Annotated in this window: 16 protein-coding genes and 1 tRNA gene; 10 read left to right on the top strand and 7 right to left on the bottom strand. The window is 62.9% G+C overall.

Annotated elements, in window-relative coordinates:
• Nucleotides 1-12: 12 nt before the first annotated feature.
• Genes cmk through aroA form a run of 3 tightly spaced genes read right to left on the bottom strand, consistent with a single transcriptional unit; the run spans nucleotide 13 to nucleotide 2,824 of the window.
• Entirely contained in the window at nucleotides 13-651 is a 639-nt protein-coding gene (gene cmk, locus IB262_RS07975) for a (d)CMP kinase (protein ID WP_034804727.1), read from the bottom strand.
• Nucleotides 648-1,454, bottom strand: a complete 807-nt coding sequence (locus IB262_RS07970; protein ID WP_034804730.1) for a hypothetical protein — start codon at nucleotides 1,452-1,454, stop codon at nucleotides 648-650. The genes cmk and IB262_RS07970 overlap by 4 nt, the downstream gene beginning before the upstream one ends.
• Before the next feature lie 23 nt (nucleotides 1,455-1,477).
• The gene (gene aroA, locus IB262_RS07965) at nucleotides 1,478-2,824 is read right to left on the bottom strand and encodes a 3-phosphoshikimate 1-carboxyvinyltransferase (protein ID WP_034804733.1); all 1,347 of its coding nucleotides are present in this window, start codon (nucleotides 2,822-2,824) and stop codon (nucleotides 1,478-1,480) included.
• Between the two features lie 297 nt (nucleotides 2,825-3,121).
• On the opposite strand from aroA, the gene IB262_RS07960 reads away from it, so the two are divergent.
• Nucleotides 3,122-3,514 carry a TIGR02300 family protein gene (locus IB262_RS07960; protein WP_029742385.1) on the top strand — a complete coding sequence of 131 codons (393 nt, stop codon included), beginning with the start codon at nucleotides 3,122-3,124 and terminating at the stop codon, nucleotides 3,512-3,514.
• 200 nt (nucleotides 3,515-3,714) lie between these two features.
• Nucleotides 3,715-3,790, top strand: a tRNA-Ala gene (locus IB262_RS07955).
• Between the two features lie 32 nt (nucleotides 3,791-3,822).
• On the opposite strand, the gene IB262_RS07950 is transcribed toward IB262_RS07955, so the two are convergent.
• A complete protein-coding gene (locus IB262_RS07950; RefSeq protein WP_143106248.1) occupies nucleotides 3,823-4,353 on the bottom strand; it encodes a hypothetical protein in 531 nt (176 codons plus the stop codon).
• Between IB262_RS07950 and IB262_RS07945 the strand changes: the two genes are divergently transcribed.
• The 3 genes from IB262_RS07945 to IB262_RS07935 all read left to right on the top strand — a co-directional run bounded on the left by IB262_RS07945 (nucleotide 4,322) and on the right by IB262_RS07935 (nucleotide 6,380).
• On the top strand, nucleotides 4,322-5,107 hold the full coding sequence (locus IB262_RS07945) for a YdcF family protein (RefSeq protein WP_112976972.1): 786 nt from the start codon (nucleotides 4,322-4,324) through the stop codon (nucleotides 5,105-5,107). The genes IB262_RS07950 and IB262_RS07945 overlap by 32 nt on opposite strands.
• A 107-nt stretch (nucleotides 5,108-5,214) precedes the next feature.
• Nucleotides 5,215-5,850, top strand: coding sequence for a trimeric intracellular cation channel family protein (locus IB262_RS07940; protein WP_034804739.1), 636 nt, complete (start codon nucleotides 5,215-5,217; stop codon nucleotides 5,848-5,850).
• 104 nt (nucleotides 5,851-5,954) lie between these two features.
• Entirely contained in the window at nucleotides 5,955-6,380 is a 426-nt protein-coding gene (locus IB262_RS07935; RefSeq protein WP_034804743.1) for a plastocyanin/azurin family copper-binding protein, read from the top strand.
• A gap of 45 nt (nucleotides 6,381-6,425) precedes the next feature.
• Here IB262_RS07935 and irrA read toward each other — a convergent pair whose 3' ends face one another.
• Complete coding sequence (gene irrA / locus IB262_RS07930; protein WP_029742380.1) at nucleotides 6,426-6,848, bottom strand: iron response transcriptional regulator IrrA; 423 nt, start codon at nucleotides 6,846-6,848, stop codon at nucleotides 6,426-6,428.
• A 321-nt stretch (nucleotides 6,849-7,169) separates the two neighbouring features.
• On the opposite strand from irrA, the gene fabA reads away from it, so the two are divergent.
• The 3 genes from fabA to fabI are packed head-to-tail and all read left to right on the top strand — an operon-like array spanning nucleotide 7,170 to nucleotide 9,767.
• Nucleotides 7,170-7,685 carry a 3-hydroxyacyl-[acyl-carrier-protein] dehydratase FabA gene (gene fabA / locus IB262_RS07925; protein ID WP_029742379.1) on the top strand — a complete coding sequence of 172 codons (516 nt, stop codon included), beginning with the start codon at nucleotides 7,170-7,172 and terminating at the stop codon, nucleotides 7,683-7,685.
• A gap of 47 nt (nucleotides 7,686-7,732) precedes the next feature.
• Nucleotides 7,733-8,956: a beta-ketoacyl-ACP synthase I gene (gene fabB / locus IB262_RS07920; RefSeq protein ID WP_029742378.1), complete on the top strand. Its 1,224-nt coding sequence runs from the start codon at nucleotides 7,733-7,735 to the stop codon at nucleotides 8,954-8,956.
• Between the two features lie 4 nt (nucleotides 8,957-8,960).
• On the top strand, nucleotides 8,961-9,767 hold the full coding sequence (gene fabI, locus IB262_RS07915) for an enoyl-ACP reductase FabI (RefSeq protein WP_029742377.1): 807 nt from the start codon (nucleotides 8,961-8,963) through the stop codon (nucleotides 9,765-9,767).
• 114 nt (nucleotides 9,768-9,881) lie between these two features.
• Here the strand turns inward: fabI and IB262_RS07910 are convergent, their stop codons facing one another.
• Nucleotides 9,882-11,387 carry a winged helix-turn-helix domain-containing tetratricopeptide repeat protein gene (locus tag IB262_RS07910; RefSeq protein ID WP_034804746.1) on the bottom strand — a complete coding sequence of 502 codons (1,506 nt, stop codon included), beginning with the start codon at nucleotides 11,385-11,387 and terminating at the stop codon, nucleotides 9,882-9,884.
• Nucleotides 11,388-11,526: 139 nt separating this feature from the next.
• Between IB262_RS07910 and IB262_RS07905 the strand changes: the two genes are divergently transcribed.
• Nucleotides 11,527-11,760, top strand: a complete 234-nt coding sequence (locus IB262_RS07905) for a DUF1127 domain-containing protein (RefSeq protein WP_112977027.1) — start codon at nucleotides 11,527-11,529, stop codon at nucleotides 11,758-11,760.
• A 13-nt stretch (nucleotides 11,761-11,773) separates the two neighbouring features.
• Nucleotides 11,774-12,973 (top strand): MFS transporter, encoded by a 1,200-nt coding sequence (locus IB262_RS07900; RefSeq protein WP_112976973.1) that lies wholly within the window; start codon nucleotides 11,774-11,776, stop codon nucleotides 12,971-12,973.
• A gap of 36 nt (nucleotides 12,974-13,009) precedes the next feature.
• On the opposite strand, the gene IB262_RS07895 is transcribed toward IB262_RS07900, so the two are convergent.
• Nucleotides 13,010-13,231: a hypothetical protein gene (locus tag IB262_RS07895; protein ID WP_029742372.1), complete on the bottom strand. Its 222-nt coding sequence runs from the start codon at nucleotides 13,229-13,231 to the stop codon at nucleotides 13,010-13,012.
• Nucleotides 13,232-13,316: the final 85 nt, after the last annotated feature.

Genomic DNA, 13,316 nt, shown 5'->3' with positions numbered 1-13,316 from the left:
ATGGGCTCTTCTTCAGATCTTCTTGATCAGGGCCGCATCGATCAAAGACTTCGCGGCCTGAAACGCCGCCTCTATACTCATTTCAGACGTATCAAGCAAGTGCGCGTCGTCGGCCGGGCGCAAAGGACTGTCGGCGCGGCCCATATCACGCTCGTCGCGCTTCTTCACATCTTCGAAAATCGTCTGGTAGTCGGCCGGCTGACCATTGCCGGTGATCTCGTCGTAGCGGCGCTGCGCCCGCACTTCCGGCGATGCTGTGACATAGAGCTTCACCGGCGCATCCGGGCAGACGACCGTGCCGATGTCGCGGCCGTCGAGCACCGTACCGGGCTCGCGCAGCGAAAAAGCCTGCTGCGCCTCGACCAGCGCCCGGCGCACGGCCGGCATGACCGCGATCTTCGAGGCGGCCTCGCCGATCGCGTGGGCGGAAAGCACCGAGCGATCGAGCCCGGCCAGTTCAACCTCGCGCGCCACCTTCTCGGCGACCGCCTCGTCGTCGAGCGGCAAGCCGCCATCGAGCAGCGCCTTGGCGGTGGCGCGGTAGGTGAGGCCGGTATCGAGATGATGGAAGCCGTATTCCTCGGCGATGCGGCGCGAGAGCGTGCCCTTGCCGGCTGCGGCCGGTCCGTCGATAGCGATGGTGAACGTCATTTTCCAACCTGCATATGTATGTGGTCGTCGTGCCTGGCGGCCCGGCAACCCTGAAACCGAATGGACTCCGCTTCGACGCCAAGTCTCTGCGCCAGATGCGGCTCCACGAAAATCTTCTCGATGCCGAAACCGCTCCCCTCGGCCGAGAGCCAGCGGAGCGCCTCTGCGGTCCGGCCTTCTTCCAGCGGCAAGGGCCGCCACAGCGATTGCAAGAAGTCCAAGTCCCAGCGCAAGGTCAAGAGGTCTTCGCGATCCCGGCATGGGAGAATGCTGTCCGGTCGCGGCTGCTCGAAGGCAAAATAGCCGATCGGCGAGCGGGTCGCCTTATCCTTATAGCTGCCCTCGGCATCCTGATAGAAGAACGCGACATCGAGCTTCCGACCGTCCGAATGGGACAAATGCGGGAAGAGCGGAAAACCGTCGAAGAACGGAAAGTTGGCGTCGAGCGCCAAGGTGGTCGTTCCGGGGAATACCTGATCCACATGGCGTGACAGGGCAGCGGCCGCTTCCTTCAGTTCCGGAACGACATATTGGCGGTTCAGGACACAGAAGAGCGGCGACTGCATTTTCAGCCGCGACGTGCCGTCGTCGAAACAGGGCAGAGGAACGCGGCCGAAGATCGGCGCAATGGCATAGCTGAGCGCGGTCCCTGCCGCATAGAGGCCGAGAAAGAGCGCCAGAAATACGGCAACGCCGGCTCTCCTTCGACGCAGGAGCCCAAGAGTGACGATCCAGACGGCGCCACCGATCTGCGTCAGCAACGTCAGAAGAACCACGACCGCGAGTGTCAGCAGCCATCTCATTGTTACCGCCGGAATCGTGGGTCTTACGCGATCCTCGCGCCGAGGCTGGTCATGAGGTGCATGAATTCAGGAAAGCTTGTCGCGACCATCGACACGTCGTCGACGGTGACCGGATGTTCGGATGCAAGCCCGAAAATAAGGAAGCTCATGGCGATGCGGTGATCGAGATGGGTGTTTACGGTCGCGCCGGCAGCGCTTCCGAGCCCCTTACCGTCGCGACGGCCGCGCACGACCAGCGACGAGGCGCCCTCCTCGCAATCGACGCCATTGCGCTTCAGGCCCGCGGCGATGGCGGCGAGGCGATCGGACTCCTTCACACGCAGTTCGTCGAGCCCGGCCATGACGGTATTCCCCTCGGCGAAGGCGGCGGCGATGGCGAGAGCCGGGTACTCGTCGATCATCGAGGCGGCGCGCTCTTCGGGAACGGTGACACCGCTGAGTTCCGAGTGCCGTACGCGCAGATCCGCCACGTCCTCCCCGCCAACCTGTCTGCTGCCGATCACCTCGATATCCCCTCCCATCTCCTTAAGCGTCAGGATCAGGCCCGTGCGCGTCGGGTTCATCAGCACGTTGGTGATCGTGATGTCCGAGCCTGGGACGATCAGGGCTGCGACCAGCGGGAAAGCCGCGGACGAGGGATCGCCGGGCACGTCGATCTCCTGGCCGGTAAGCTTGCCGCGACCGTCAAGGCGGATCGTACGGACGCCGCTGACGTCGGTCTCGACAGAGAGCGCGGCGCCAAATGCCTCCAGCATCCGTTCCGTATGATCGCGCGTCATGACCGGTTCGATGACAGTGGTGATGCCGGGCGCGTTGAGACCGGCAAGCAGCAACGCCGACTTCACCTGTGCCGAGGCGACGGGCACGCGATAGGTGATCGGGGCAGGCGTCTTCGGTCCGCGTAGGGTCACCGGCAGGCGATCGCCTGCGGCGGCCCTCACCTGCGTGCCCATTTCACGCAAGGGCTCGAGAACCCGCGCCATCGGCCGGCGGCCGAGCGAAGCATCGCCAAGGAATGTCGTTTCGAAGTCGTAGACGCCCGCCAACCCCATCGCCAGACGGCAGCCTGTGCCAGCATTGCCGAAATCGAGCGGCGCTTCCGGCGCAAGCAGTGCACCGTTGCCGACACCATCGACGATAAAGGTATCGGCCTCCTTACGAATGCGGGCCCCCATCGCCTGCATCGCGCGGCCGGTGGCCAGCACGTCCGCGCCTTGTAGCAGGCCGGTAATGCGCGTCTCGCCGCTAGCAAGCCCGCCCAGCATCAGCGCCCGGTGCGAGATCGACTTGTCGCCGGGGATGCGGATCGAGCCGCGCAGATCGGCGGACTTTCGGGCAGTGGCGGGTCTCGGGCCCGATCCATGAGACATGCGGCATCCTCTGGCCCGAAAGGGCGCTCTCACCGAAGGGCACAACCGCGCCCGCACCGCGGCACTCCTATCACACCCTCGCTGCGTGTTTCCATAAATTGCGGCCGCTCGAGGAGCGCCACAAGGGGCGGGCAAGAGCCGGAAAGCCAGCAACGCCGGGGCTTTGGCGATTTGTCTTTGACAGATGCGGCCAAGACGATTATGGGGACCGGCTAATCATCATAAGCTTGATACCCTTTCCACCCGCCGGCTTTCCGGCAAGCGCCGGCTCGGCCGGCCATTCAAGAGGCTTTGACTGTGGCAAAACCGGAACTTGGAACAAAGCGCATCGACCCGGAAACGGGGCGCAAATTCTACGATCTGAACAGTGATCCGATCGTTTCGCCTTACACCGGCAAGTCCTATCCGCTGTCCTTCTTCGAAGAAACCTCGGTCGCCAAGGTGCTCGAGAAGGAAGAAGAAGAAGAGGTAACGGAAGTCGACGCAGAGAACACCGAAGTCGAACTCGTTTCGCTCGAGGATGCCGATGATGAGGCAGCGGGCGGCGACGACCTGCCGGATCTCGGCGACGACGACGTCGAAATCGACGGCGACGACGATGACGACACCTTCCTGCAGACCGACGACGAAGACGATGACGACGACATGAGCGACCTCATTGGCGTGTCGGACGACGAAGAAGACGTCTAAGCGCTTCAAATGACAAAGAAATGCTCCCGTCCTCGGCCAAAGTGGCCCGGACGGGAGAAAAACGGCCCGGACAAAAAATAAATCCACGGGCCACGCATTTTTCGGCTTGCCATCCTCAAAAAGGGGAAGTAATAAGCCGCCACTCGCCGAGCACAACAGCTCGACGAACTTCCCGGACCGGCCTAGCCGGAACCCGATATGGGGCTATAGCTCAGCTGGGAGAGCGCTTGCATGGCATGCAAGAGGTCAGCGGTTCGATCCCGCTTAGCTCCACCAAAACCTTCCTTCGATTGATCAGTACCCAGTCCTCAGGGACCCTCGTTCGCGGCCATTTCGTCCAGCGAATCCAGGATCATCGTCAGCAACCGGATGATGTCGGCGGATTCGAGCAGAGCATTGCGGATTTCGCGCTCGGACCGTTTGGGTATGGAACCGGCAATGTCCAGCAGGATGTTGGTCACGTCCGGCGCTTCGGTGTTCGGTTCCATGCCCGTCTGCTCGCGCATGCAGCGGATCAGCGCCACTGCGCCTTCAAGCAAACGCTGTGCCTGCACCGGGGTGAGGTCATGGACCTCGTTGGCGGCACGAAACAGCTGCGATCGGAAGCCGGCTATCGTGGTCATCTCGCGGATGATACTCCTTTCGGCTTCAAATGAAAGTGGTGGCCGGGGCCGCCCACGCAACGTTCGGATGAACATGGTGCATGCGTTACCTTGCGCGAACGCGAACAGCCGTTTCGCGCGCAACATCCGGCCGCGCGCCATGCATTCATGATTTGTTAAGCAGCGGAACGCAGAAGCTGGTGCCATGTTTCTGATCTCGAAAATCTTCTGGCTCATTGTGCAGCCGCTGTCGTTCTCGCTGCTCGCCGTCATCGCCGGGCTGCTTGCGACGGCCATCGGCTGGCGACGCATCGGCGCCGTTCTCGGCAGCCTGGGCGCGCTGGTTCTTTTCGTCAGCCTGTTCACCACCGCTGGCCCCTATGCCCTGCAAGCGCTTGAGGATCGATTTGTGCGCCCGACGCCGCCGACAGCGCTTTCCTGCATCATTGTGCTCGGCGGCGCCTTCGAAAACGAAGTCATGGCAAGCCGCGGCGGCACGGAGCTCAACCAGGCAGCAGACCGCTTCATCGAGACAGCGAGCCTCGCCAAGCGCTATCCCGAAGCACGAATCCTCGTCTCCGGCGGCGATGGCTCGATCAGCGGCGCCTACGAGGGCGATGCGCTGGCCTCGAAGGCGTTCTTCGACATCTTCGGCATTGCGGCCGATCGGGTGATCCGCGAGGAAGATTCGCGCACCACCTTCGAGAACGCGCGCTACACCAAGGATCTTCTGGCGGCAAACGGGCTGACGCAATGTGCGCTCGTCACCTCGGCGTATCACATGCCGCGCTCCGTCGGGCTGTTCCGCGCCAACGACATCGACGTCCTGCCCTGGCCGACCGACTACCGCACCAGCGGCAAGGTGCGGCTTGGCTTCGATTTCACCCAGCCCTCACTGAACGCGCAGCTGACAACGACGGCCGCCAAGGAATGGACCGGGCTCGTCGCCTATTACCTGCTCGGCCGCACTCAGACGGTGCTGCCGAGCTAGACGACCATGACACGCCCCAGTGCAGCAAATGGCAGCGCGCCTCCTGACTTCATCCCGACGGTGCGCTAATGATCTGCGGGAGCCAATCGGGCTGAAACGGAGCGCCCATGCCGATCCTCGAAATCCTCGACTATGCCGGTGTGGCCGTGTTTGCCGCAACCGGGGCGCTGTCGGCCTCGCGCAAGCAACTCGACATCATCGGCTATCTGTTCCTGGCCTCGGTCACCGGCATCGGCGGCGGCACGATGCGTGACGTCGTGCTCGGCGCAACGCCCGTCTTCTGGGTCACCAATCCGACCTATCTTCTGGTCTGCGCGACGGTCGCCGTTCTCCTGTTCTTCACCGCCCATCTCTTCGATTCCCGCTACCGGGTCCTCGTCTGGCTCGATGCGATCGGGCTGTCGGCCTATTGCGTGATGGGTGCGGCGAAAGGCTATGCAGCGACGGGGTCGCCGAGCGTCGCGCTCGTTACCGGCATGCTGACGGCGACGTTCGGCGGCGTGCTTCGCGATCTGCTGGCCGGAGAACCCTCGGTGCTGCTGCGGCCGGAAGTCTATGTGACGGCAGCGCTGATCGGTGCCAGTGCCTACGTGCTGGCGACGATGGCGGGACTACCACTTGTGGCCGCCTCAACGCTCGGCGTGGCCTCGGCCTTTGCCGTGCGTGCCGGTGCGCTCAAGTTCGGATGGACGCTGCCGACCGGCAAGGCGCTGCCGGGCCGCGATCCGGACGACGTGATGTGAGCCTTTCGCACGTGCGTGCCTATGACAGGCGGCGGACAGCGCCGGTATCGTAGTTGATGCGGTGTCGGCCGCCACCCGGGCGGCTTCAGCGAAAGGGATACCGCATGCGTTTCTTCAGCAACAAGCTTGCCGCACTCGCCCTTCTTTGCATGGCCTCGCCGGCATTTGCCGCCACGACCGTCAAGGTCGTCGAAGGTGGTGAAGCGGGCGGCCCGATGACACTGACACTCGACCAGTCGACGATAAAGGCCGGAGAGACTGTCTTCCTGGTGCACAACGACGCCATGACGGAAGAGCACGAGATGGTGCTGGTGAAGCTGAAATCAGCCGACCAGAAGATCAATCTCATCGCGGCCAAGCATCGGGTCGACGAAAAGCAGCTCAAGAGCCTCGGCGAGGTTTCCGAGCTGAAGCCCGGAGCCGACGGCCAGCTGAAAGCCAAGCTCGCGCCGGGCAGCTACGTGCTCCTTTGCAACATCAAAGGACACTACGAGGCCGGCATGCGCGCCAATCTGACGGTGACGGAATAGCGGCGATCGATCGCCATCGCGGCCACCATGACGGTGGCCGCCGGATCAGCGGTCGTTTTTACGGCGCAGACGAATGACCACGTCGACATGGGCGATCTCCATGCCCTCGGGCGGTTCCGGCAGATTGTCGATGTGGATGTTGCTGACCGGAATATCGAGAACCTCGTTCTGGCCCTCGACGAAGAAGTGATGATGGTCCGACACGTTGGTGTCGAAATAGGTCTTGGCGCTTTCCACCGCCAGCACGCGGATCATGCCGGCTTCGGTAAACTGGTGCAGCGTGTTGTAGACGGTCGCCAGCGACACTGGCACGCCGGCCATGACGGCCTCTTCGTGCAGTTCTTCGACGGTCAGGTGGCGATCACCCTTGGCAAAGATCAGATCGGCGAGGGCAACGCGTTGACGGGTCGGACGCAGGCCTGAGTGGCGTAGCCTTTCTTCCGAACTCACTTCTGTTGCTTTCGTCATCAAGGGTCGTTCCATGTATCCCGGCGAAATTCACAATACTTCCTCCGCGATATAACTTTTACGTCCTCGCCTTTCAATAGATTCCAGCCCTGACAGGCGTTGCAAAGCCCGAAAAACCGGTCAAACTCGGGGAATGCTGGCAATTAACTCTGGTCGCGCCCACATTGATCCTGTAAGCGACGGCGGAGTGAAATCGCCATCAGAAGCGATGGAGACCGGACGGAAAACCGCAAGATCCGGGTCGCCACGCTTCATTTCAAGCCGAACTTGCTCTAAAGCAGGTCGGACAACACAATTTGTTACGCGGGGAAACATCTATTCATGACGACCAGACAATCCAGCTTCAGCTATGAGGAAATCCTGGCCTGCGGCCGTGGTGAGTTGTTTGGCCCCGGCAATGCCCAGCTGCCGCTGCCGCCGATGCTGATGGTCCACCGCATCACCGAAATCTCCGAGACCGGCGGCGCCTTCGACAAGGGTTACCTGCGCGCCGAGTACGACGTGCGGCCGGACGACTGGTATTTTCCCTGCCACTTCCAGGGCAACCCGATCATGCCCGGCTGCCTCGGCCTCGATGGCATGTGGCAGCTGACCGGTTTTTACCTCGGCTGGCTCGGCGAGCCCGGCCGCGGCATGGCGCTTTCCACCGGCGAAGTGAAGTTCAAGGGCATGGTGCGTCCCCATACCAAGCTTCTCGAGTACGGCATCGACTTCAAGCGCGTCATGCGCGGACGGCTCGTGCTCGGCACGGCCGACGGCTGGCTGAAAGCCGATGGCGAGACTATCTATCAGGCAACCGACCTCCGCGTCGGCCTGTCGAAGGATAAGGCCGAGTAAAATTCAGGCCTTTCCGCAGCCAACGAAATAAAGAAAAGGTCAGTACCATGAGACGGGTTGTTGTCACGGGCCTCGGCATCGTTTCCTCGATCGGGAACAATGCAGACGAAGTTACGGCGTCGTTGCGCGATGCCAAGTCGGGCATCACGTTTTCTCCCGATTTCGCCGAGAATGGCTTCAAGTGCCAGGTCTGGGGCGCGCCGTCGCTCGATCCGACCGAACTCGTCGATCGCCGTGCCATGCGCTTCCTGTCTCAGGGCGGCGCCTGGAACCACGTGGCGATGAAGCAGGCGATCGCCGACTCCGGTCTGGAAGAAGCCGTCATCGCCCGCAACGAGCGTACCGGTATCATTATGGGCTCGGGCGGACCGTCCACCCGCACCATCGTTGAAGCGGCCGACATCACCCGCAAGAACGTCAGCCCGAAGCGCATCGGCCCGTTCGCCGTTCCCAAGGCGATGTCTTCGACGGCGTCGGCGACGCTTGCCACCTGGTTCCAGATCCACGGCGTCAACTACTCGATCTCGTCGGCCTGCTCGACCTCGGCCCATTGCATCGGCAACGCCGCCGAGATGATCCAGTGGGGCAAACAGGACGTGATGTTTGCCGGGGGTCACGAAGACCTCGACTGGACCATGTCCAACCTGTTCGACGCCATGGGCGCCATGTCGTCGAAGTACAACGAAACGCCGGCGACGGCTTCGCGCGCCTATGACGCCAACCGCGACGGCTTCGTTATTGCCGGTGGCGCAGGCGTTCTCGTTCTCGAAGAACTGGAGCACGCCAAGGCCCGCGGCGCGAAGATCTACGCCGAAATCGTCGGCTACGGCGCCACCTCCGACGGCTACGACATGGTGGCTCCGTCGGGCGAAGGCGCAATCCGCTGCATGCGTCAGGCGCTCTCGACCGTGAAGGGCGAGGTCGACTACATCAACACCCACGGCACCTCCACCCCGGTTGGCGACAGCAAGGAAATCGGCGCGATCCGCGAAGTGTTCGGCAGCAAGATGCCGCACATCCAGTCGACCAAGTCGCTCACGGGTCACTCGCTCGGTGCGGCCGGCGTGCAGGAATCGATCTACGGCCTGTTGATGATGCAGGCGGGCTTCATCGGCGAAAGCGCGCATATCAGCGAGCTCGATCCGGAATTCGATGGCGTTCCGATCGTTCGCAAGCGCATCGACAATGCCAAGATCGATACGGTTCTTTCGAACTCCTTCGGCTTCGGCGGCACCAACGCAACGCTCGTCTTCCAGCGCTACAACGGATAACACCATGACGGGACTGATGACTGGAAAGCGTGGCCTCATCATGGGTGTGGCCAACAACCATTCTATTGCCTGGGGCATCTCCAAGGCGCTTGCAGCGCAAGGCGCGGAACTGGCCTTCACCTTTCAGGGCGAGGCGCTGGGTAAGCGCGTCAAGCCGCTGGCGGCCGAGCTCGGTTCCGACTTCCTGCTTCCTTGCGATGTCGAAGACATTGCGTCTGTCGATGCGGTCATCGATGCGATCAAGGAACGCTGGGGCAAGCTCGACTTCATCGTTCATGCCATCGGCTTTTCGGACAAGAACGAGCTGAAGGGCCTCTACGCCGACACCTCGCGCGACAACTTCAGCCGCACGATGGTGATCTCCTGCTTCTCCTTCACCGAGATCGCCAAGCGGGCTGCCGAACTGATGGATGAGGGCGGCTCGATGCTGACGCTCACCTATGGCGGCTCGATGCGCGTCATGCCGAACTACAACGTCATGGGTGTCGCCAAGGCAGCGCTCGAGGCGTCGGTGCGCTATCTCGCCGCCGACTATGGCGTTCGCGGCATTCGCGTCAACGCGATCTCGGCGGGCCCGATCCGCACGCTTGCCGGCGCCGGCATTTCCGACGCCCGGGCGATGCTGTCCTGGCAGCAGAAGAACTCGCCGCTGCGCCGCACTGTCACGATCGACGATGTCGGCAGCTCGGCCCTCTACCTTCTTTCGGACCTTTCGCGCGGCGTGACCGGCGAAATCCACTATGTCGATTCCGGCTACAACATTACGTCGATGCCGGCACTCGATGCGCTCAGGACCGCCGACGCAGAGTGACGGCAGCGGCAAAGCCGCTGACTGACGACCCAGCTTCTATAGAAAACCCCGGCGAGACACCTCGCCGGGGTCTCTTTTTTTTAGGTCGACAGGGCCCGACGGCCCGAGACAACATCAGTCCGGAAGGCCGGCCTTGTGGAATCCGTCCACGAAGTGCGCGAGCGTCGCTGCGTCACGAAACGGCTCGGTCGTCGCCCAGAAACCGGTCGTGAAATGCGGGTTGGCGACGAGGAACAGGTCGACCTCGGCGCGTGCCTCGTCGAACCGCCCCAATTGCGCGAGGCTCGCCGCCAGGAAGCGACGCGAGCTGGTGCGGTAGGTCTCGTCCTTGCGCAGCGTCTCGACCGCGGCTTCGTAGTCTCCGGCCGCATACTGCGCCTGGCCGAGAGTCAGATAGTACCAGCTTGCCGGATAGGGGTTCAGCCGGAACGCCTTGCGAATGTGCTCCAGCCCTTCCTCGACCCGGCCTGCCAGGATCGTGATGTCGGACAATGTCGCCCAGGTGTCGGCTTCGTTCGGGTCAAGCTCGATGGCCCTGGCAAATTCCGCGTCGGCCTCGGCGAAGTTGCGCTCATAGGCAAGCAGATTGGCCAGCACCCAGCGGCAACCGGCGTCGTTGGGATCGATCGCGACGGCTTTGCGCGCCAGATCCAGGGCGATGCCGCGGGTCGGTACGATTGGCTCGCCCCAGTGCACCCACCCCATCCAGTGGTTCATGGCGAGCCAGCGATAGGCCTCGGCATAATCAGGGTCGAGCGAAACGGCGCGAGTGAGCATCAGATGCGCTTCCCGGGCGGTCTGCGGCGAATCGTCGATCAGCTTGCGCGCCCGAACGCAGAGATCATAGGCCTCGAGGCTCCTGGGGCGATTGCGTGACGGCGGGGTGCGCAGCCGACCGAGCAACGCCTCGACGATCTTGGCCGTCACCTCGTCCTGAACGGCAAAGATGTCTTCCAGGTTGCGGTCGAAGCGTTCTGCCCAGAGGTGCTCTCCGCTCAGCGCATCGACCAGCTGGGCGTTGATGCGTACGCGTCCGGAGGCGCGCCTTGCGCTTCCTTCCAGGAGGTAGCGCACGCCGAGGTCTTCGGCGATCGCGCGTACATCCATCGCCCTGCCCTTGTAGGCAAAGGTGGAATTGCGGGCGATGACGAACAGACCACCGCTCCGGGAGAGATCGGTGATCAGATCCTCCGTCAGCCCGTCCGCGAAGGAATCCTGATCGGGATCGTTGCTGAGATTGACGAAGGGCAGCACCGCGATCGAAGGCCGGCCCGGCAACGGCAGCGGCTTTCGCCCGCCTGCCAGCCTCTCGATACTGCCCATGAAACGGTAGCCGATGCGCGGAACCGTTGAAATCCACTCGCCGCCGTCGGCAGCCCGGCCGAGCAGCTTCCTGAGCTGTGCGATCTGTACGGTGAGATTGCCTTCCTCGACGGCCGTACCAGGCCAGGCCGCGTCCATCAGCTCGGTCTTGGCGAGGATTTCGCCCGGCCTTTCCACGAGCGCCGCAAGCAGCTTCACGCCGCGATGCCCGACCGCAACCGGATCATCGTTCCGCAGGAGCGTTCCCGCACCCGGATCAAGCACGAACGGACCAAAGGCAAACCGTGTATCCTGCATGCGGCGATCTATAGCCCGTTTGGAAGTTTTTGAGAACTTTTTGGAAGGGCTTAAGTACGGCGCCGATCCTATTCCGCAGAATCCAACCTCCTTCAGATCGAGGGTCCCCCCGACCCTCAAAGCCGATAGCGAGGTTGTCATGAACAACGCCCCCTTTCCCATTGCATCGCCTCAGGCCGCGAGGAGCCCGACGCGTTCGCATTCCCCTGTCGAGACGCTGAAACGGATGGTCGCCGCCTGGCGTGAACGGAACCAATTTCACCTAGAGCTCGATCGAAAGCTCAAGGGCGATCCGCATCTGATCGACGATATCGGCCTGACGCGACGTCAAGTCGAGGAGGAGCTCGCCAGGCCCTTCTGGCAAGTGCTTTGAGGTGAGCCGCGCAATGACATCGGACCAGCGACCGCCACCAGCGCCGACCCTTGGCGAGGTGATCACGACGTTCCGCGAGGATCAAGCCCCCTGGGCGGCGATGGCGGGTATCATCGCCACCGTTACCGTCTTTGCGGTGGCGCAAGGGCTCACCTATCCGCTGCTCAGCTTCATCCTGGAGCGGCAGCGGACCGCACCCGCCCTGATCGGCCTGTCGGCGGCCATGACGCCGCTGGGGTTCATCCTGTCGGCGCCTCTGATCCCGATGCTTTCGCGGCGGCTGGGCGGTGCCCGGCTCGCGATCCTCTGTTCGGTGCTGGCCGCCAGCACGCTTGCCGCCATTGCGTGGACTGACGACGTCTGGGCCTGGATGCCGCTTCGCTTTCTGCTAGGCGTCTTCGCCAATCCGCTTTCCGTGATCAGCGAGACCTGGCTGGTGGCCATTACGCCCGCGTCCCGCCGGGGCCGCATCATGGGTCTCTATTCCTCCGTCGTTTCAGCCGGTTTCGCCATAGGGCCACTGTCGCTCGGGATGGTCGGAACGGCGGGCTGGTCGCCGTTCCTGATCGGCATCGTGGCCTTTGTCGCCTGCGGCCTGATCTTGCTTGCCCTGGTGTCGCGCCTGCCGGAGATGCCGCAGGATGGGGAAGCAACCTCCGTCGCCGGGTTTTTCGCGCTAGCGCCTTTGCTGCTGTTTGCGGTCGCAACGGCTGCGGCCTTCGAGCAAACCCTGCTTTCGCTGCTTGCGGTCTATGGCGCAGCGCTTGCCAGCAATGAGGAGCGCGTCGCGCCGCTCATCACCTGCTTCATTGCCGGCAACGCGTCGTTGCAGATCCTGCTCGGGCGCCTCTCCGAACGCTGGGGATCGACGCAGACGATGCTGTTCTGCGTGCTTTCCTCCCTGGCCGGCTGCCTGCTGCTGCCATGGCTGTTCGAAAGCTGGCTCATCTGGCCGCTTGTTTTCGTCTGGGGCGGGGTGACGTTCGGGATCTATACCCTGTCGCTGATCCAGCTCGGCGAGCGGTTCAGCGGCCTGACCCTGATCGCCGGCAACGCCACCTTTGCCTTCGCCTGGGGCCTTGGCGGCATGGTTGGCTCGCCAGCAACGGGACTTGTCATGCAAGTGACGGGACACCACGGGTTGCCGTTGTCACTCGGCCTGCTCTGCGCCATCCTTGCGGCGGTATTGGTCGTCGCGAGAAGGCGCGGTTGAGGCGCGCGCCGGTCCGCCTGCCTTTTGCCGGCAAGCTCAAATCAGGACGAACAGCACGAGCAGAGCCACGATGACCGCCAGTACGACGAAGCCCGTATGGGTCCGGCGTGCCGGGTCAAGCGGCGAGCGATAGAGGCTCTGCAAGAACGACATGGGCACCTCGGAGGTCGCGCCATGTCCCTCGCCCTGCTTGATGTCCTTGGCAATAGCTTCGGCCGCATCCTCGCTCAAGGGCGGCCTGTTCACTCCCGACGTCATGGAACTCATCCTCCGGCAGTAAAACCGGGCACATGGTGAGCCGGATCTGCGACGAAGGCAACGGGCTAAGTCTGACTTGCAGCCA

This window comes from Ensifer sp. ENS02 (genome assembly GCF_014851885.1).
Lineage (GTDB): Bacteria > Pseudomonadota > Alphaproteobacteria > Rhizobiales > Rhizobiaceae > Ensifer > Ensifer adhaerens.
This window is presented reverse-complemented; position numbering and strand designations above follow the sequence as displayed.